14 protein-coding genes are annotated in these 18,819 nt (G+C 70.6%); 8 read left to right on the plus strand and 6 right to left on the minus strand.

Features of this window, described 5'->3' with window-relative positions:
- Positions 1–109 precede the first annotated feature (109 nt).
- Positions 110–862 carry a TetR/AcrR family transcriptional regulator gene (locus DB32_RS17150; RefSeq protein ID WP_053233536.1) on the plus strand — a complete coding sequence of 251 codons (753 nt, stop codon included), beginning with the start codon at positions 110–112 and terminating at the stop codon, positions 860–862.
- Between the two features lie 467 nt (positions 863–1,329).
- On the opposite strand, the gene DB32_RS17155 is transcribed toward DB32_RS17150, so the two are convergent.
- The 3 genes from DB32_RS17155 to DB32_RS17165 all read right to left on the minus strand — a co-directional run bounded on the left by DB32_RS17155 (position 1,330) and on the right by DB32_RS17165 (position 5,931).
- Positions 1,330–3,054: an acyl-CoA dehydrogenase family protein gene (locus DB32_RS17155; RefSeq protein WP_053233537.1), complete on the minus strand. Its 1,725-nt coding sequence runs from the start codon at positions 3,052–3,054 to the stop codon at positions 1,330–1,332.
- Positions 3,041–4,801 carry an HDIG domain-containing metalloprotein gene (locus DB32_RS17160; RefSeq protein WP_053233538.1) on the minus strand — a complete coding sequence of 587 codons (1,761 nt, stop codon included), beginning with the start codon at positions 4,799–4,801 and terminating at the stop codon, positions 3,041–3,043. Before DB32_RS17160 ends, DB32_RS17155 begins: the two co-directional genes overlap by 14 nt.
- Positions 4,802–4,872: 71 nt before the next feature.
- Positions 4,873–5,931 carry a serine/threonine-protein kinase gene (locus DB32_RS17165; RefSeq protein WP_053233539.1) on the minus strand — a complete coding sequence of 353 codons (1,059 nt, stop codon included), beginning with the start codon at positions 5,929–5,931 and terminating at the stop codon, positions 4,873–4,875.
- A 38-nt stretch (positions 5,932–5,969) separates the two neighbouring features.
- Here DB32_RS17165 and DB32_RS46815 point away from each other — a divergent pair, with 38 nt between their 5' ends.
- The 5 genes from DB32_RS46815 to DB32_RS17190 all read left to right on the plus strand — a co-directional run bounded on the left by DB32_RS46815 (position 5,970) and on the right by DB32_RS17190 (position 10,432).
- Positions 5,970–7,439: a hypothetical protein gene (locus DB32_RS46815; protein ID WP_053233540.1), complete on the plus strand. Its 1,470-nt coding sequence runs from the start codon at positions 5,970–5,972 to the stop codon at positions 7,437–7,439.
- A gap of 125 nt (positions 7,440–7,564) precedes the next feature.
- Positions 7,565–8,221: a hypothetical protein gene (locus tag DB32_RS17175; protein ID WP_053233541.1), complete on the plus strand. Its 657-nt coding sequence runs from the start codon at positions 7,565–7,567 to the stop codon at positions 8,219–8,221.
- Positions 8,222–8,233: 12 nt separating this feature from the next.
- Entirely contained in the window at positions 8,234–8,680 is a 447-nt protein-coding gene (locus DB32_RS17180; RefSeq protein WP_053233542.1) for a phage holin family protein, read from the plus strand.
- A complete protein-coding gene (locus DB32_RS17185) occupies positions 8,677–9,762 on the plus strand; it encodes a DUF3618 domain-containing protein (RefSeq protein WP_053233543.1) in 1,086 nt (361 codons plus the stop codon). Before DB32_RS17180 ends, DB32_RS17185 begins: the two co-directional genes overlap by 4 nt.
- 100 nt (positions 9,763–9,862) lie before the next feature.
- Positions 9,863–10,432: a YqgE/AlgH family protein gene (locus tag DB32_RS17190; RefSeq protein WP_053233544.1), complete on the plus strand. Its 570-nt coding sequence runs from the start codon at positions 9,863–9,865 to the stop codon at positions 10,430–10,432.
- Positions 10,433–10,436: 4 nt separating this feature from the next.
- On the opposite strand, the gene DB32_RS17195 is transcribed toward DB32_RS17190, so the two are convergent.
- The 3 genes from DB32_RS17195 to DB32_RS17205 form a co-directional block, all read right to left on the minus strand.
- Positions 10,437–11,861: a carbohydrate-binding family 9-like protein gene (locus DB32_RS17195; protein WP_053233545.1), complete on the minus strand. Its 1,425-nt coding sequence runs from the start codon at positions 11,859–11,861 to the stop codon at positions 10,437–10,439.
- Between the two features lie 47 nt (positions 11,862–11,908).
- Positions 11,909–13,501, minus strand: coding sequence for a signal recognition particle protein (gene ffh, locus DB32_RS17200; RefSeq protein WP_053233546.1), 1,593 nt, complete (start codon positions 13,499–13,501; stop codon positions 11,909–11,911).
- Between the two features lie 106 nt (positions 13,502–13,607).
- The gene (locus tag DB32_RS17205) at positions 13,608–15,203 is read right to left on the minus strand and encodes an RCC1 domain-containing protein (protein ID WP_053233547.1); all 1,596 of its coding nucleotides are present in this window, start codon (positions 15,201–15,203) and stop codon (positions 13,608–13,610) included.
- A 730-nt stretch (positions 15,204–15,933) separates the two neighbouring features.
- On the opposite strand from DB32_RS17205, the gene DB32_RS17210 reads away from it, so the two are divergent.
- Entirely contained in the window at positions 15,934–16,845 is a 912-nt protein-coding gene (locus DB32_RS17210) for an inositol monophosphatase family protein (RefSeq protein ID WP_157069114.1), read from the plus strand.
- A gap of 274 nt (positions 16,846–17,119) precedes the next feature.
- A complete protein-coding gene (locus DB32_RS17215; RefSeq protein ID WP_169791466.1) occupies positions 17,120–18,745 on the plus strand; it encodes a GH3 family acyl-acid amido synthetase in 1,626 nt (541 codons plus the stop codon).
- The last annotated feature ends 74 nt before the right edge of the window (positions 18,746–18,819 follow it).

The following is an 18,819-nucleotide window of genomic DNA, read 5'->3' on the forward strand; positions in this document are numbered from 1 at the left end:
CTCCGAGGAAGAGTCGGATCGTCCACGTTCGCCGGATCGGCCGCAAGTGGCGGCCGCACGCGCCAGTGCTTGACGACGAAAGTGACCACGGTCATAAATGACTCGGGTCATGAATCGCGACGAGCACGACGGAGCGGGGCTCCGCGAGCGCAAGAAGGCGGAGAAGGAAGCGGCGATCCGCGAGGCCGCGGCCGCGCTCTTCAAGGAGCGCGGCTTCGACGCGACGACGACGCAGGCCGTCGCGGAGCGCGCCGGCATCGCGAAGGGGACGGTGTTCCTCTACGCGCCGACGAAGGTCGATCTCGTCGCGATGGTCTTCCAGGACCGCATCCGTCGCACGTCCGCGCAGGCGCTCGGGCTGCAGACGGAGGGCGGTCTCATCGCCGAGCTCGACGCGATCTTCGGGCGCTTCTTCGCGATGTACGCGAAGGATCCGGAGCTCGCGCGCATCTTCGTGAAGGAGCTCGCGTTCGCGTCCGACGGCGCGCGGCGCGCGCGCGAGGAGATCGACGCCGCGTTCGTCGGCGCGCTGGCGGAGCGCATCGAGCAGCACAAGCAGGCGGGCGCGGTGCGCGCGGACGCGCCGTCGATGCTCGCGGCGGTGACGGTGTTCGGCCTCTACATCCTCGCGCTGATGGGGTGGCTCGGTGGGTCGCTGCCGAGCGTCGACGCGGCGCGCGCGCACCTGCGCGCGTCGCTCGAGCTCTTGGTGCGCGGCCTCGCAGAGGAGGGTGGATCGTGCAAGCAGCAGCAGGAACGGTCGTCTACGAAGGAACGCTCTCGCTCCGCGAAGCGCGGAAGAAGTACTTCGACGCGTGGGGCTTCGGCGACGGCGGGTACGAAGCGACGTGGGTCGAGCTGAAGAAGATCGCGGGCGTCCCGATCGGCTTTCCGAACAGCGATGCGCGGCGGCGCGCGGTGAAGCTCCACGACCTGCACCACGTGCTCACCGGGTACGCGGCGGACTGGACCGGTGAGTCGGAGATCGCGGCGTGGGAGATCGGCGCGGGATGCGGTGGGCACCTCGCGGCGTGGGTGCTGAACCTCTTCGCGATGCAGTACGGCGTGTTCATCGCGCCGCGCGCGGTGCTCGCCGCGTTCGCGCGGGGGCGACGGAGCCAGAGCCTCTATGCGGCGAGCGAGCTCGACGAGCGGATGCTCGAGGAGCGCGTCGAGGATGCGCGGAAGCGGCTCGGGCTCGATCGCGAGATCGAGCCCGGAGTGGCGGACGTGGCGCGGCTCGCGGCGTGGTGGGTCGCGGGGCTGGCGCTGTGGGCGTGGCCGATCGTGCTCGTGAGCGCGCTCGTGTGGTAGCGAGAAGGTTGGTGCTCAAACGATGTCGAGCGGATACCCGCGGTCCTCGTACGCGCGGGTCGCGATGCTCTTGAGCAGCTCGTCGCTGTCGCGCTCCATCTCGCCGAGACGATCCGCGAGGCGCTTCTCGGCGATCACCGCGAAGCCCTGACACAGCTCGATCTCGCGGCGCGCGCCTTCCTCGCCGCGCGCCTCGATCGCGCGCGTCGTGCGCGAGAGCGTCGCCGCCATCGCGTAGAGATCGATCGCGACCTCGGCGATGCGCTTCTGCACGAACTGCTTCTCCGCGATGTCCTTGCCGTGCTTGCGCAGCACGCGCTCGGTCGCCGCGGCGAGCGCGGCGGTCTGCTGCTCGAAGAGCACGGTCTCGCGCGCGAGCACCGGGTGCGCGCGGCTGAGGCGCTCGCGGCCGATCACGCTGCGGGCGCGCTGGATCACGTACTCGCTGAGCGGGCCGAAGCCCTTGATCGGCTCGCGCATCGCGCGCGCGACCTCCGCGAGCTGCCGCCCCGGGCCCTGCATGCCGGCGAGCGCGATGAACGCGCGCAGGATCTCGTTCGTGCCCTCGAAGATCATGTTGATGCGCGAGTCGCGCATCAGGCGCTCGTACGGGTACTCGACCATGTACCCGATGCCCGCGGCGATCTGCAGCGTCTCGTTCACGACGTTCCACAGCGTCTCGCTGCCGAACACCTTGCAGATCGCGCTCTCGACCGAGTAGTCGGCGACCTTCGCGTCGACGAGCCCGGTCGTCAGGTAGGTCATCGACTCGAGCGCGTAGGTCTCGCAGACCATCCGCGCGATCTTCTCCTTGATCATCCCGAAGTCGCCGATGCTGCGGCCGAACGCCTTGCGCTCGTTCACGCGCTCGGTCGCCATGTCGATCAGGCGCTTGCTCGCGCCGACGCAGCCCGCCGCGAGGCCGAGGCGCCCGTTGTTGAGCACCTCCATCGCGACCTTGAAGCCGCGCCCCGCCTCGCCGATCACGTTGCCCGCCGGCACGCGCACGTCGTCGAAGAAGATCTCGGTCGTCGACGAGCCGCGGATGCCCATCTTCTCTTCGTTCGGGCCGTTCTTCACGCCGTGCGCGCGCTCGACGATCAGCGCGGTGATCTTCGGCTTCGCGCTCGGATCGAGCTCGGTGGTGCGCGCGAACACGGTGAACACGTCGGCGAAGCCGCCGTTCGTGATCCAGATCTTCGAGCCGTTGAGCACGTAGTGCTCGCCGTCGGGCGAGAGCTCCGCGCGCGTCGTGATGCTCGCCGCGTCGCTGCCCGCGCCGGGCTCGGTGAGCGCGAACGCGGCGACCTGCTCGCCGCTCGCGAGGCGCGGCAGGTACTTGCGCTTCTGCGCCTCGGTGCCGAGCAGCACGATCGCCTTGCAGCCGATCGACTGGTGGGCGCCCATCGTGACCGCGAGCGACGCGTCGTACGCCGCGACCTCCTGCATCACGCGCGCATAGGACGTCGTGCTGAGGCCGAGGCCGCCGTACTCCTCGGGGATCGACAGGCCGAAGAGCCCGAGCTCCTTCATGCCCGCGAGCACCTCCTCGGGGATCGTGTGCTCCTTGTCGATCTTCTTGGAGTCGACGCGCGTCTCGCAGAACTTCTGCACGTTGTCGAGCATCAGCGAGAGGTTCTCGCGCTCGTCGGCCTTGAGCTCCGGATACGGGAAGACGAGGTCCTGCTCGATCACCCCGCCGAAGAGCGACTTCATGAAGCTGCGATCAGTGGTGGTCATGGTCGTCGTGATCCTCGGGTGCGTTGTCGGTCGGGCGCGTCTCGCTCTCGGGGGTGGCGTCGGCCTCGCGCTCCTCGGCCTCGGCGCGCGCGCGCACGACTTCTTCCTCGGTGGCCGCGCCGGGGATGGGGAGCTGCTTCTCGCCCTTGTCCTTCCGGTCCTGCCACGGATAGCGAATGCGCGAGTGGTGCACGTTGCAGAGCGTGTCGACGAGCTGCGTCGTCAGTGTGCGCAGGTCCGCGAGCGTGAGCCCCGACTCGTCGAGCTGACCCTGGCGCAGCTTCACGAAGACGATGCGCTGCACCATCTCCTCGAACTTGTCGCGCTCCGGCGGGTCGATCGTGCGCGACGCGGCCTCGATGGAGTCGACGAGCATGAGGATCGCCGTCTCCTTCGTCCGCGGGCGCATGCCGGGATAGCGGAAGAACGACTCGTCGCGGCCCTTCGGGTTCCCGGCCTCGAGCGTCTTGTGCCAGAAGAACTCGATCACGCTCGTGCCGTGGTGGGTGTACGCGAACTCCACGACGGGCTCGGGCACGCCGCCGCGGCGCAGGATGTTCGTGCCCTCGACGACGTGCGCCATGATCGCGTCGGCGCTCACGTCGGGCTCGTATTGCGCGTGCGGCGTCTGCTCGCCGCGCGTGAGGTTCTCGACGAAGAGCTTCGGCTGAATCGTCTTGCCGAGGTCGTGGTAGTAGGCGCCGACGCGCGTGAGCAGCGCGTCGCCGCCGATCGCGTTCGCGGCGGCCTCCGCGAGGTTCGCCATCGCGCGCGCGTGCTCCCACGAGCCCGGCGCTTCCTTCGCCATCTTGCGGAGCAGCGGCTGATCGAGATCCGAGAGCTCGAGCAAGCGCTGTCGCGACACCGCGCCGAGCGCGCGCCACGAGAGCGGATGGAACCCGACCGCGACGATGCCGGCGAGCGGGCCCGACGCGAGCGCGCCGAGGAAGTCGGAGCGCAGCGGCTGCGCGAGCTCCGCGTCGAGATCGAACTCGCCGACGAAGAGCACGCGCGCGGCCGCGAAGAGCGCAGCGCCCGCGATGCCGCCGGCGACGCCCGCGGGCAGCATCGTCCACGTCTTCTTGCGATCGCGCACGAGCAGCACCGGGCTCATGCCGCACGCGAGGAAGACCACCGCGGCGATGGGATCGAAGTCCGCCATCGACGCGACGACGCAGCTCGCGACGAGCGCGATCATGAACGCAGTGCGGCGATCGAGATACACGCGCACCCACAGCGAGAGCGCGCCGATCGGGACGAGCGTCGTCGCTGCGTCCGTGAGCAGGAAATAGAGCTTCGCGTACGAGACGAGCAGCAGCGTGATGCCGAGCAGACCGAGCTGCGTGCGCATCAGCGCGCCGCGCCCCGGGCTCAGCATGCGCAGCCACGTCGCGGCGAGGAGGCCGAGGAAGAAGTAGACCGCGAAGAGCCCGAGGATCTCGTCGGCGCGCGGCGGGCGGCGCGCTTCCTCGTACGACGTCACGAGCGCTGCGGTGACCGGATCCTCGACGATCTCACCGCGCGCGACGCGGGGTGCGATCATGCGGATCGGACGGACGTGGCCGTCCTCGGTCGCGTGGATGCGCGTGGGCGCGAGGCGCAGCGTGACTGGAGCAGGCTCGCCCGGGACCACGCGGAGCGGCTCCACGAAGACCTCGATGCGCGCGAACATCGTGACGAGCGTCGCGAAGACCAGCGCGAGCACGATCGACGAGGTCCAGCCGGCGACGACGCGCGTGCGGAGCATCGCGTGCGGAGGGTAGCAGGTCTCGCGTGCGCGATGTCACGCGTGTGTGTCGAGGAGCGAGGAGCGCGCCCTCAGCGGAGGAAGCCCGTCAGCACGCAGAGGAAGCTCCCGAGCAGGCACACGCTGCTGAGCAGCACGAGCCCGCCGATGCCGATCCACATCCCGACCTGGCTGTCCTCGCGCGTGAGGCGCGACGCCGGCGCTGCGGGCCCGGGCGGCGCGACGTCCGCGGCCGGCGGGACGGGCGCAGGCTGTGGGATCGCCGGCGCGCTCGCGACCTGCGTCGACGGAATCGCTGCCGCGCGCTGGGTGATCGCGCCGAGCAGCGCCGCGAGCTGATCGCCGTCGCGCGGGCGCTCGTCGGGGTTCTTCGAGAGACAGCGCAGCACGAGCTCGTCGAGCACCTCGGGGATCCCGGGCGCGCGCGTCGAGGGCGGGCGCGGCATCTCCGAGATGTGCGCGGCGAGCACGCGCGCCGCGTTGTCGTAAGGGAAGGGCACGCTCCCGGTGAGCGCCTCGTAGAGCGTCGCGCCGAGCGAGTACACGTCGGCGCGCGCGTCGACGCTCGAGTTCTGTGCTTGCTCGGGCGCGATGTACCAGAGCGTCCCGAGCGTCAGCTGCGCTTGGGTGCGTCGCTCTCCGTTCGCGACGCGCGCGATGCCGAAGTCGGTGATCTTCGCGACCTCGCTGCCCCCGTCGCGCAGCACGAGGACGTTCGCGGGCTTCACGTCTCGGTGCACGATGCCGCGCGCATGGGCATGACCGAGACCCGCCGCGACCTGCGTGCACAGCCGAGCCGCGCGCGCCGGATCGAGGCGTCCCGCGCGCTTGATCAGCGATCCGAGGGTCTCGCCGTTCACGGCGAGCTCCATCACGATCGCCCATCGGTTGGCCTCGCCGACGAAGTCGTGGACGATCACGACGTTGGGATGGTTGAGCTGGGCCATCGCCTGCGCTTCTTGTCGGAAGCGCGCCGCGATCTGCGCGTCGGAGACGAGGTGCGGGTGCAGCACCTTGAACGCGACGTGACGGCCGAGCACTCCGTCGCGCGCCGCGTACACGGTGCCGTTGCCCCCTTCGCCCAAGCGGGCCTCGATCACGTACTTGCCGATGCGGGTGCCGGGTTCCATCGCCGCGCGCGTCGAGGGCCGGAGCGAGCATACCCGAGATGACGAACGCACCGCTCGATCGGGGGCACGTCGATCGCGCGCGCGCCGCGCCGCCTGCGCTCGCCGCCGCGCTCGTGGTCGCGATCGGCGCGGCCGCGCTCGACTACACGGTCGACGACGCGTACGTGCTCGCGCGCTACGCGCGACGGCTCGCGCACGGGCTCGGCTGGACGATGATCGACGGGCCCGCCACCGACGGCGTGACCGGGCCGCTCGCGATCGTGCCCGGCGTGATCGCGGAGCTCCTCGGGCTCGATGCGCTGATCGCGTCGAAGATCGTCGGCCTCGCATGCGGCGCGCTCGCCGCCGCGCTCGCGTGTCGCGCGGCGTCGCGGCATGCGCTGGGCGGCCCGAGCGCTTGGCTCGTCGCGCTGATCGCGGGAAGCGGCGCGACGCTCGGCATCTGGAGCGTCGCGGGGCTCGAGACGGGCATGGCGGCGCTCGCCGCGACGATCGCGTGCCTCGCTGCCATCGCGCGACCCGCGCCGCGCGGCATGATCCTCGGCGCCGCGATCGCCGCGCTCGCGTGGCTCCGGCCCGAGACCGCGATCCTCGCCGCCGCGCTGATCGCGACGTGCGCCGCGCGCGATCGACGCGAGGCGAAGATCGCGCTGTCGATCGCCGCGTTGGGTGCGCTCTCGATCGTCGCGTTCCGCATCGCGCTCTTCGGATCGGCGATCCCGCTCGCGTGGCAGGCGAAGCCCGGCGAGCTCGCGCGCGGGATCGGATACGTGGCGCGCGCCCTCGCGATCGTGACGGGTCTCGGCGGCGGCGCGCTGCTCGCGTTCCGCGCCGCGCGTCGCGCGCGCACGCTGCGCTTCCTCGGGCTCGCGCTCGTGGCGCACGTCGCCGCGGTGGCGATCGCGGGCGGCGACTGGATGCCGGGGTTCCGCCTGTTCGCGCCGATCGTGCCTGCGTACGCGCTGCTCGCGGGCATCGGCGGCGCGCGCGCGATCGCGCTGACGCGAGGGCTGCGCAGGCGGATCGCGATCGCCGCTGTCGTGCTCGCGATCGTCGTGCCCGCGGTCGACGCGCTCGTGCAGATCCCGCGCGCGAGAGAGATCGGAGAGACGCGCGCCCGCGTCGGCGCGTCGCTCGCGCGGGATCTCGCCAGGCTCGCGGGAGATGGTCCGGTCGCGCTCGTCGACGTGGGCTACCTGCCCTGGACGGGCGGGTTCGACGTCGTCGATCTCGGTGGGATCACCGATCCCACCATCGGTCGTCGATCTGGAGCGCATCTCGACAAACCGGTCGAGCCCGAGCTGCTCGCGGCCCGAGGCGCGTCGGTGATCGTGCTGCGCTCGTTCGTGGCGCCGCGCATCGATCGCGACGGGAGCGTCACGGGGCTCGCTGGCGAGCCCGTCGAGCGTCGCCTCGCCGCGAGCGCGTGGCTCCACGAGAATTTCCGCGTGGAGCGCGTGGTTCCGTGGACTGACTCGTACTTCTACGTCGTGCTCGTGCGTCGCTGACGGGGCGACGTGTCCCGCGCCGTTCCTGCGGGGTCGCACGATGCACCGTGTCGAGAGATGTACGCGTCTTCGGCACTCCGCTTGCGAAGTCCCCCTTCGCGTTTTCACTCGCGGAGGTCGAAGTGGTGGAACTCGAGAACCGGATCGGGCAGCCGACGTCCGGCAGCCTGGGGTCGAGGAGCGACCTCGAGCAGCAGGCGAAGCATCAGGCAGAGAATGCGAAGGAGCAGATCCGCTCGCTCGCGGAGCTCGGCAAGGATCGACTCGCGGAGCAGCTCGAGCACATCGCGCACGCCGTGCGCGGAGCGGGCGACAACCTCCGGAGCGACGAGCAGTCGGCCGAGCTCTCACAGTACGCCGACACGCTCGGGGATCAGATCGAGCGCGCGTCGCGCTACCTGCGCGACCATCGGGCGATCGATCTCGTCGACGGAGTCGAGCGCTTCGCGCGAACGAAGCCCGCGCTCTTCCTCGGCGGCGCGTTCGCCGTCGGCATGGTGCTCGGGCGCTTCTTCAAGAGCAGCCCCGGCGGCGTGAACGTCGAAGAGGGCTACGCGACGGGCGGCTACGACGTGGGCACCGGGTATCCGGAGGCCGAGTCGGTCGTCACCGCGCCGGTGCAGCCCGTGGGCACGCCGGTGACGACGCCCGGCAACACGCCGAGCTCGTCGTTCGGCTCGTCGTACCCGAGCGCGCAGACGCCGAGCACCTCGTATCCGTACTCGCCTCCGAGCGGCACGTTCGGTGGCTCGTCGGGCGGCGGCGGCGACAACCAGAGCTGATCGGAGGACGCCGTGGAGGTCTACACGCGTGGGAACGAGACGCGCGAGACGATCACGAGCACCGGCGACGGCGCGGCGATGCACGATCGCTCGCTGCCGCAGCTGCTGCGCGATCTCTCGAACGACTCGATGACGTTGATCCGCAAGGAAGCGCAGCTCTTCCGTGCGGAGACCGAGCAGAAGATCACGACCGCGCAGCGTCAGGGCATCGTGCTCGGCGCGGGCGGGATGATCGCGTACCTCGGTCTGCTCTCGCTCACCGCCGCGCTCGTGCTGGCGCTCGCGCTGGTGATGCCGGCGTGGCTCGCGGCGCTGCTCGTCGGCTTCGTGCTGATCGCAGCCGGCGTGACCGCGATGGTGATGGGCAAGAACCGGCTCCAGAGCGAGCAGCTCGCGCCGAAGGAGTCGATCCGGAGTGTGAAGAACGACGTCCGTATGGTGCGGGAGGCGGTCCGATGAGCGACAACGAAGAGAACATCGACGACATCCGGAAGGACATCGAGGACACGCGGCAGCGCATCTCCTCGGAGATCGACGCGATCGAGGGCAAGCTGACGCCCGAGTACGCGCGCAACGCGGTCCGCGAGACCGTGAAGGAGCGCGCGTACGAGACGCGCGATCACCTGAAGGAGCGCGCGTACGAGACGCGCGATCACCTGAAGGAGCGCGCGTACGAGACGCGTGATCTCCTCGCGGAGCGCGTCGGCGAGACGGCGACGATGGTCAAGTCCAACGCGTCGCGCGTCGGGACGGACTTCGGCGCGGCGGTGCGCGCGAACCCGATCCCGGTCGCGATGATCGGGCTCGGCGCGGGCTGGCTCGTGTGGGAGACGTTCCGTCCGCTGCGCGCGAGCGAAGAGCTCGACGTGGAGCCGCTGGTCGACCTCGACGTCGACGTCGAGGTGGACGAGACGGTCGACTACGCGACCGGTGTGATGGGCCCGATCCCGAGCTCGATGCGCGAGTCGACGACGCAGACGACGTTCGGCGAGACGTTCGAGGAGACCACGACCAGCGACGGTCTCAGGTCCGCGAAGGATCGCGCGCGCATGGCGCGTGACCGCGTGGGCAGCAAAGCGCGCGACATGAAGGGGCGCTTCTCGAGCGCTTCGCACGATGCGCGCGACCGCGCGTCGCACTACGCGTCGGACGTGAGGGGGCGCGCGTCGCACCTCGCGTCGGACGTGAAGGGGCGCGCGTCGCAGCTCGCGTCGCGGTCGAAGGACCGCAGCCGCGTGCTCGCGGAGAGCTCGCGCGACCGCGCGTACCGCGCGCGTGACGCGAGCAACGAGGCGTTCGACGCCAACCCGATCGCGTTCGGCGCGATCGCGCTGCTCGCGGGCATCGGGCTCGGCCTCGCGCTGCCGCACACGCGGCGCGAGGATCGGCTGCTCGGCCAGCGCCGCGAGCAGGTGATCGGTCGTGCTCGGCGCATCGCCGACGAGGCGCGCCACGTCGCGATCGACTCGGTGAAGGAAGGCGCGAAGGCCGCGAAGGAGCGCGCGAAGACCGAGGCCGAAGAGCGCAACCTGATCCGCTGATCGCGCGCTGAGCACACGAACGCGCGCGGGCGCTCCTCGACACGAGGAGGGCTCGCGCGCGCTCGACATCCGTCGCGCCGCTCTGGCAGGATCGCACCTCGTGCAGAACGATCTCGCGCCCGGCTTCGTCGTCGCGATGCCCACCCTGCGCGATCCGAACTTCTCGCGCGGCGTCGTCCTGCTGGTCGAGCACGGGCCCAACGGCTCGCTCGGCTTCGTGGTGAACCGCCCGTCGCCGCTCTCGTTCGGTCAGGTCGTCGACGCGCTCGGTCTGGACTCGTCGAACGGCGACTCGCTGCCGATCTACACGGGCGGGCCGGTCGCGCCGCAGTCGGGGTGGATCCTCTTCGATCCCCACGACGCGCCGAGCGCCGATCTCGACGACGCGCTGGTCGTCCACGATCGCCTCGCGGTCAGCGCGTCGCGCCGCCTGCTCGAGCGCATCGCGCGCGAGGGCGCGCCCCGTCGCTCGATGCTCGCGCTCGGCTACGCGGGGTGGGCCGAGGGTCAGCTCGACGCGGAGTTCCGTCAGGGCGCGTGGCTGCCGGGTGATCTCGATCCGTCGATCGTGTTCGACGTGGATCCCGAGCAGCGCTGGTCGCGCGTGCTGACTCAGGCGGGCATCGATCCGGGGCGCATCATCTCGCCGGCGGGCGGCGACTTCTGCTGAGCGCTCACTCCGGCAGCGGCTCGAACCCGTGCCGGCGCACGACCTCGGGCGACGGACGCGAGCCCGCCGCGATCGCGCGCCGCAGCTGACGCTGCGCGTCGGGCGAGATCTGGATGACGCGACCCGCCGCTACCGGCGCTTCTTCGGCCGGGGGCTCGACCGCGGCGACCGGCGCCGGTCCGAACGTCACGCGACCGAAGCGCGCGGGCACGTGGAAGTCGCGCTCGAGCGTCGGCGACCAACCGGACGAGCGCGATCCGCTGCGCGTCGTGTCCATCACGTAGAAGTTCATGCGCCACGTGCTCTCCGCGGGCGGCGCGGTCATCGCCGTCCCGTCGGCGGTGACGAAGCTGCTCCACGGGATCGCGATCTCGACGCTGTAGCCCTCGTCGTCTCCGTCGTCGTTCGCGGTGCCGCGCGTCGCGACGGCCGCTTCGATCGCCGCGTTCCAGTCGGCGTGACCGATCGGACCGGGGACACGACGGCTGTCGTAGCGCGTGTCGAACACCTCGCCCGTCGGCGAGACCTGGAGCTCGAAGTAGTTCCGCCCGTCGCCATCGGGATCGACCATGATCTCGACCGCGTCCTGCTCCCAGAGGTGCGCGTCGCGACCCTCGAGCGTGTTGCGCAGGAACGTGTCGTCGACCTCGAACGCGACGTAGAGCTTCTGCGCGTCCCAGAGCGTGCGCACCGTCGCGGGCACCTCGCCGCGCGCGCCGGTGACGGTGTTCACGAACGCCGTCGACGCGGGCACCCGCCACGCGGCGTCGTCGAGCCGACCGTCGATGCGCACCGGCGTGCTCGCGTGCTCCGCGCGGATCGACGGCGGCGGCGGCGCGGGGCGCTCCTCGGGCGCGGCCTGCGCGGTGGGACCGGCCGCGACGCTCAGCTGCGCCGCGCGCGCGCGGTTCTCGCCGTCGCTCGGTCCGCGCGAGATCGACAGGCGGTGCGGGCCGTTCCACAGCCCGAGGTAGAAGACGATCTGATCCGAGCCCCAGTCGGCCGGCAGCGTGATCGTCTGCGGGTCCTCGATGTACTCGCCCTCGCGCCAGCGCCCCGGCTGGTAGAGCTGGCGCACGACGCCGTTGGTGTCCTCGTTGACGCGGTTCTCGCCGCGTCCGTCCGCGAGGTGCGTGAAGATCTGCCAGCCGCCGTCGAGCTGACGCTGGGCGTGCCAGTACCACGTGATCGTGAACGCCTGGCCCGGCGTGACCGTCTCGGTGCTGACGTCGTAGCCGATCAGCCGCACGCGGTTCTCGAAGTTGATGTCGAGCTCGTGCTGCGGATGCGGCGCCTCGCGCGAGATGTTCTCGCGCAGCTGCTCGCGCTCCGCCGCGCTGAGCTCGGGCGCTTGCTCGACGCACGCCTGCATCGCGAGCGAAGCGATCGCGAGCGAAGCGACAAGGAAGACGAGGACGCTCTTCTTCATCGTGATCTCGATTTCCCTGCGCGGAGCACGCGGCCCCGCGCTCACAATCACTTGCGCGACTTCTTGCGCGCCTGCTTCTGAAGCTTGCGCAGGTGCTTCTTCTTGTTCTTGTCGCCGGGCTTGATCGCCTTCGGCGCGCCCTGGCCGCGCATCATCGCGGCCATCGGGCCCTCGCCCGCGACCGCCGCCTCGAGCAGCTGATCGGCGAGCGACGACATCATCGGGTTCGTCTCGAGACCGGTGGTGCGCACCATCTCGTTCAGGCGCTTGGCCATCGCCATCTGCTTCATGCCCGGCAGGCGCTGGAGCAGCCCGGCCTGCTGGCCGATGTCGCCCATCATCTGCTTCATGAACGAGAAGCGCTGGAGCAGATCGACGACGTCCTTGTCGCTGCGCCCCGAGCCCTTCGCGACGCGCTGGATGCGGCCCTTGTCCTTCGTGAACAGCTCGGGCTCGATGCGCTCGCGCTTCGTCATCGAGCTGACGATCGCCTCGGCGCGCTTGAGCTCCTTCTCGTCGACCTGGAAGCCCTCGGGCACGCTGTCGGCGAAGAAGGGCAGCTTCTCGAAGAGGTCCTGCAGCGGGCCCATCTTCTGGAGCATGCGGATCTGCTCCAGGAAGTCGTGGAGCGTGAAGCGCCCCTCGAGCATCCGCTTGGCGTCCTGCTCGGCCTTGTTCTGGTCGACGACGCCTTCGAAGTCCTTCATCAGGCCGACGACATCGCCGAAGCCGAGGATCCGGCTGGCCATGCCCTCGGGGCGGAACTCCTCGAGCTTGTCGAGGCCCTCGCCCATGCCGACGAACTTCACGGGCGCGCCCGTGACCTCGCGGATCGACAGCGCGGCGCCGCCGCGCGCGTCGCCGTCGAGCTTCGTCATCACGACGCCGGTGAGGCCGAGGCGCTCGTGGAACGCGGCCGCCGTCTTCACGGCGTCCTGACCGATCATCGCGTCGACGACCATGAAGACGTTGTCCGCCTTCGTGTTCGTCTTGATCTGCTGGAGCTCGACCATCAGCGGCTCGTCGACCGCGAGACGGCCCGCCGTGTCGTAGATGATCACGTCGCGCTTGAGCTTGCGCGCGTGGTCGATCGCCTTCGTGCAGATGTCGACGGGGCGACCGCCGGGGATCGAGAACACCGGGATCGAGAGGCGCTCGCCGAGCACCTTGAGCTGCTCGATCGCGCCCGGGCGCTGCACGTCGGCCGCGACGAGGAGCGGCTTCTTCCCCTGCGACTCGAGAAGACGCGCGAGCTTGCCCGACGTGGTCGTCTTACCGGAGCCCTGGAGGCCGACCATCATGATGCCGGTCGGCTGCGGGGCCTTGGCGTGCACGAGCGCCGGGCCCTCGCTCTTCATCATGCCGACGAGCTCGTCCTGGCATGCCTTGATGAAGCGCTCGGCCGGGCCGATCTTGATCTTCTTGCCCTTGGCCTCGACCTCGTTGGTGATCGTCTCGCCGATCACCGACTCCTTCACGCGGCCGAGGAAACGCTTCACGACGCCGAATTCGACGTCGGCCTCGAGCAGCGAGAGGCGCACGTCGCGGAGCGCCGGCTCGAGGTTCTCCTCGTTCAGCTCGGTCAGGCCCGCGAGACGGTTCCGCGCGGCGCGGAACCCCTTGGTCAAGGTCTCGAACATCGTCGGTCGGGCTGCCTAGCACGGCGCTCGCGCGCGCCGCAAGGGCGCGCGCGGCGGATTCAGCGAGGAATTGTCCGCTGGTTCGCGGACCGATCGCCGCGCGCTCTCACCAGCGGACGCGCACCGGTCCGTCGTGCGCCGCGCCGTCGCCCTGCGCGAGCTGACCCGCCGAGTTGTCACCCCAGCAGAGCACGTCTCCGCCGCTCACCACGCACGCCGTCGCGCCGTCGGTCGCGACCTGCGAGACGTCGCCCAGCATCGACGGCCACATCGCGACCGCGCGCGTCGTGTCGACGGTGCCCGCAGGATAGAAGCTCGGCGACGAGGGGCGCCCCCAGCAGTACGCGCGCGACGGGCTCGTTTCGCTGCGCGCGCACGTGAGCTGGTGATCGGCGCTCGACGCGCTCGCGAGATCGCGCAGCACGGCGCCGCCGGTGATGACGCGCGCAGGCACCGCGAGCGTCGGCGACGCGTCGCGCGAGTGGCCCCAGCACGTGATCACCGCGTCCGCGTCCTCGGCGCACGCGTGCTGACCCCCGACCACGAGATCGACCACCGCGCCGATCCCGATCGACTCGACGGGCGACGGCTGCGGATCGAACGCGCCCTCCGCCGGCATCGGCTCGGCGCGACCGAGCTGACGGAAGCGGTTCGATCCCCAGCACGACGCGACGCCGCTCTCGACCGAGCAGCTGAAGAACGCGCCCGCTGCGAAGCGGCTCGACGTCGGACGATCGTCGATGCGCACCGGCGTCGGCCCGTCCGCGCCCTGCAGCTCGCCGCGCGTTCCTTCTCCGGCGCCGTAGATCCCCTCGGCGAGCTCGAAGAGGAGATGACGCCGTCCCGCGCGGATCGCGATCGCGTCGCGCACGGGCTCCCCGTTGGGCGGAAGCTCGACGAGGGCGGGCGTGCGCGTGAGCGCTTCGGGCGTCGGTCGCGCGCCGCCCCAGCACTGGATGCTCCCGTCCTCCATCAGCGCGCACGAGTAGCTGTCGCCGAGCGCGACATCGACGGCGCCGCGCCCTTCTTCGAAGGGCAGCACCTCAACCGGTCGCGCGCGGCAGTACTCGATCCCGCACTCGGGCGCGTCGGGGCGCACGCCCGAGGCCTCGGCGGCGACGTCGCGTCCCCAGCACCACAGGCGGCCCGACTCGGTCACCGCGCACGCGTGCTGCCATCCCAGCGCGACGCGCCGCACCGGATCGCACGCCGGCCCTCGGCACGTTCCGCCGTCGATCCCGGCGTCGCTCGGCCCGCCGTCCACGCCCGCGTCGGGCACCTCCGCGCCCCCGTCGAGCTCGACGGGCATACCGGCCTCCGGCCGCGCGCGCGGGTCCACGCAGATCGCCATGTCGAGCGAGGGCACGCTCCAGCACTGATCGCCCTGCGCGCAGTCGCCGTCGACCTCGCATGCGTCGACGCACCGCCCGAGCGCGCACCGCAGGCCCCCCTGGCACTGCTCGTCGCGCTCGCACACGTCCTCGACGACCGAGCACGATCCCACGCCCATCTCGTCGACGAGGCACATCGCGCCCGGGTCGCAGTCCACGCTCTGCCGGCACTCCGCGCGGCACCGCCCGAAGCCACACACGAGCCCGGAGGGACAGTCGCTGTCGTACGCGCAGAGCCCACCCAGCTGGAGATCCTCGGTGCAGCCGAGCGCGAGGACGAAGAGAACGAGCGCGCCGAGCCGGGAGATCATCGCGCGCGAGGGTAGCGAGCGAGACGCGGACCGTCACGACGAGTCGTCTGGACTCCCAGTCCTGGGTTCCGCGCGCACGGACTGCTCACGGCTTCGGCGAAGCTGCTCGACCCGTAGGGTGACCGATGGCGAGCTTGGCGAAGCTGGCCGAGCGCTGAGATCAACGGATTGCGAGCTTGGCGAAGCTGGCCGAGCGCTGAGGTCAACGATCGCGAGCTCGGCGAAGCTGGCCGAGCGCTGAGATCAACGATCGCGAGCTCGGCGAAGCTGGCCGAGCGCTGAGATCAACGATCGCGAGCTCGGCGAAGCTGGCCCAGCGCTGAGATCAACGGATTGCGAGCTCGGCGAAGCTGGCCGAGCGCTGAGATCAACGGATTGCGAGCTCGGCGAAGCTGGCCGAGCGCTGAGATCAACGATCGCGAGCTCGGCGAAGCTGGCCGAGCGCTGAGATCAACGATCGCGAGCTCGGCGAAGCTGGCCGAGCGCTGAGATCAACGATCGCGAGCTCGGCGAAGCTGGCCGAGCGCTGAGGTCGACGGATCGCGAGCTCGGCGAAGCCTTCGGACATGCGAAGTGCGAAGCACGCTGCGCGCTTGTGCGTAGCGCGTTTCGCGTGTGACAGGCTCCACGTCGCCGCCGTTTCACACTGTGGACCCCGCGCTTCGCAGGGCGACGGACCGATTTCCGGCCGATCAGCCGAAAAAGGGACCCGCCTCCGAGCACTGTACGCGTGTCCGGATCGCTGGCCCGCCCGTTGCTGATGAGCGCCGCGACCTCCCCGATGACGCTCGACGCGAACGACCTCGACACCATCCTCCGCGACGCCCTGCCCGTGGCCCGCGCCGCGGCGAAGGTGCTCGCCGACCGATGGCGTGGCACCCCCGAGGTGCGGTCGAAGTCGCGCAGCGATCTCGTCACCGACGCCGATCTCGCGAGCGAGTCGCTCATCCGCGAGCAGCTGACGGCGCGCTTCCCCTCGCACGCCATCGTCGGCGAAGAGGGCGGCGGGGAGGGCGGCGCGCTCGCGTGGTTCGTCGATCCCCTCGACGGCACCACGAACTTCGCGCACGGGCATCCTTTCTTCTGCGTCTCGATGGCGCTGGTGCACGAGGGCGAGCCGGTCGTCGGCATCGTGATCGCGCCCGCGCTCTCGCTCGAGTGGTCGGCCACGCGCGGCGGCGGCGTCACCCGCAACGGCGCGCGCTGTCAGGTGTCGCAGACGACGCTCCTCGACGACGCGCTGCTCTCGACGGGATTTCCCTCCTGGCGCGCGAGCCGCGGCGACAACAACTACCGTGCGTTCCTCGCGCTCGACGCGGCGACGCACGGCGTGCGACGTTGCGGCGCCAGCGCGATCGAGATCGCGATGGTCGCCGACGGATCGTACGACGCGTTCTGGGATCTCGGGCTGAAGCCGTGGGACGTCGGCGCGAGCACGCTCTTCGTGCGCGAAGCGGGCGGTCTCGTCACGGACTTCGACGGGTCACCGGTCGCGCTCGACGCCGGTCGCATCCTCGCGAGCAACGGTCGGCTGCACGCGCGTCTGTCGCGCGCGCTCGCGGGCGACGTGTCGCTCCCGCCGATCGACGGTGTCGAGCATCGGGCGGGGCCGCACTTGCGGCGGCCCGGAGAAGTGGGATAGTCGCCCGCTTTCTTGCGGGCCTGATTCTTGGGATTTTCGCTGATCGCTCGTGGTTCGAGCGCGGCGTCGAGAGGACCGAGACGGTTGGCGCGTTCGCGCCGGTGAGGCTAGACCCGCGCGCCGCCCGGGCCTGGAGAGAGCAAGCCGAGAGGGCCAGATGGAAGCACGCAGCACGATCGATTCGAGCTCGGTGTCCGGTTCGAGCACGGTGTCGGATCCGAGCGCGGTGTCTAGTCCGAGCGCCGTCTCGGCCTCACTGCACGGGACGACGACGGTGAGCAACGGCCACCACCTGGGCACGCGATCGGTCGATCACCAGGGGTCGCGCACGCTGAAGCGCAGCGCGTATCCCCGCAGCGTCGGTCAGGCGCTCCTCATGGCCGCCCGCGTGCGCGTCGCGCTGTGGGATCGCGCCCTGCGCAACGTCGAGGAGGTGCAGACCAAGCAGCTGCGCCGCATCGTCGACCACGCGCGGAACACGACGTTCGGTCGTCGCCACGGCTTCGCCGACATTCGCTCGTGGGAGCAGTTCGCGGCGCGCGTGCCGGTCGGCGACTACGACTCGCACTCGCCGGCGTTCGAGGCGATGCGCACGGGCGAGACGGGCATCCTCGTCCCCGAGAAGATCAAGTACTTCGGCAACTCGAGCGGCAGCTCGACCAAGGGCAAGCCGAAGTTCCTCCCGATCGCCGAGCGTCAGGTCGCGTTCCAGCGCGGCAGCGCGGCGGACTCGATGTACCGCTACCTCGTCTGGCGCGGCGAGGACGACTTCACGAGCGGCTACACGCTCGGGCTCTTCCCGCCGACGACGATGCGCAAGGAAGGCCCCGTCTTCATCACGACGAACCCGTCGCTGCAGTCGGTGAAGATGCCCGCCTTCACCAAGGTCTGTCAGATCCCCGAGCCCGAGATCCGCGAGATCGCGGACTACGACTACAAGCTCGAGCGCATCGCGGACCGCTATCTCGATCACGACGTGCGCGCCGTCGCGGGCACGACCTGCTGGTTCTCGATCCTGTTCGACAAGCTGCTCGCGGCGGCGGCGCGTCGCGGTCGCAAGGCCGACTCGGTGCGCGACCTCTGGCCGAACCTCCGCGTGCTCGTCGGCGGCGGCGTGAGCGCCGATCCGTACATGCCCGTCATCCGCGAGCGCATGGGCCGCGACGACGTGGTGCTCGTCGACACGTACAACGCGACCGAGGGCGGCATCTTCGCGTGCAGCGATCACAGCGGTGAGCGCGGCATGCTGATGATCCCGGATCGCGGCGTGTTCTACGAGTTCGTTCCGGTCGAGGACGCGAGCGACCTGACGAACATCGGGCCGTGGGCGCGCCGCGTGCCGCTGTGGGGCGTCGAGAAGGACAAGCTCTACGCGATCCACGTCACGACGGTCTCGGGGCTCTACTCGTATCGCCTCGGCGATCTCGTGCGCTTCACGTCGACCGATCCGTATCGCATCGAGTTCGCGGGCCGCGTGAGCGGCTGTCTGTCGACGACGCAGGAGCTCACGACGCACGTCGAGATCCAGCGCGCCGTCGAGCACGCGCTCACCGCGATCCCCGCGACGACCGTCGACTACGGCTGCGCCGCGGACGTCGGCGTGAACGGCACCGCGCGCTCGCGCTACGTGCTGTTCGCCGAGTTCGAGCCGGGCCACGCGCCCGCCGATCTCGCGGCGTTCGCCCGCGCGTTCGACGAGGGGCTCTGCCAGCAGAACCGCGTCTATCGCGAGCACCGCAAGGACGACGTCGGCATCTTCGCGCCGGAGCTCGTCGCGCTGCCGCCCGGCTCGGTGAAGCGCTTCATGAAGGACATCGGGAACACGAGCGTGCAGAGCAAGTTCCCGCGCATCCTCGACGACGAGCGCAAGCAGCTCCTGCGCACCTACGTCCAGAGCTGATTTTCGAGCCAAGCACGGGGCCGCAGCCGACCCAAAGGCTGCGCCCGGGCCTTCGCGAGCACGCCGCTCGCTCT

The sequence above is a fragment of the Sandaracinus amylolyticus genome (assembly GCF_000737325.1).
GTDB lineage: Bacteria > Myxococcota_A > Polyangia > Polyangiales > Sandaracinaceae > Sandaracinus > Sandaracinus amylolyticus.

Coding starts and splice junctions, on each gene's coding strand:
- DB32_RS17185 (WP_053233543.1), top strand. CDS start 8,677: ATGAGCGACAACGAAGAGAACATCGACGACATCCGGAAGGACATCGAG.
- DB32_RS46815 (WP_053233540.1), top strand. CDS start 5,970: ATGACGAACGCACCGCTCGATCGGGGGCACGTCGATCGCGCGCGCGCC.
- DB32_RS17155 (WP_053233537.1), bottom strand. CDS start 3,054: ATGACCACCACTGATCGCAGCTTCATGAAGTCGCTCTTCGGCGGGGTG.
- DB32_RS17150 (WP_053233536.1), top strand. CDS start 110: ATGAATCGCGACGAGCACGACGGAGCGGGGCTCCGCGAGCGCAAGAAG.
- ffh (WP_053233546.1), bottom strand. CDS start 13,501: ATGTTCGAGACCTTGACCAAGGGGTTCCGCGCCGCGCGGAACCGTCTC.
- DB32_RS17195 (WP_053233545.1), bottom strand. CDS start 11,861: ATGAAGAAGAGCGTCCTCGTCTTCCTTGTCGCTTCGCTCGCGATCGCT.
- DB32_RS17165 (WP_053233539.1), bottom strand. CDS start 5,931: ATGGAACCCGGCACCCGCATCGGCAAGTACGTGATCGAGGCCCGCTTG.
- DB32_RS17205 (WP_053233547.1), bottom strand. CDS start 15,203: ATGATCTCCCGGCTCGGCGCGCTCGTTCTCTTCGTCCTCGCGCTCGGC.
- DB32_RS17160 (WP_053233538.1), bottom strand. CDS start 4,801: ATGCTCCGCACGCGCGTCGTCGCCGGCTGGACCTCGTCGATCGTGCTC.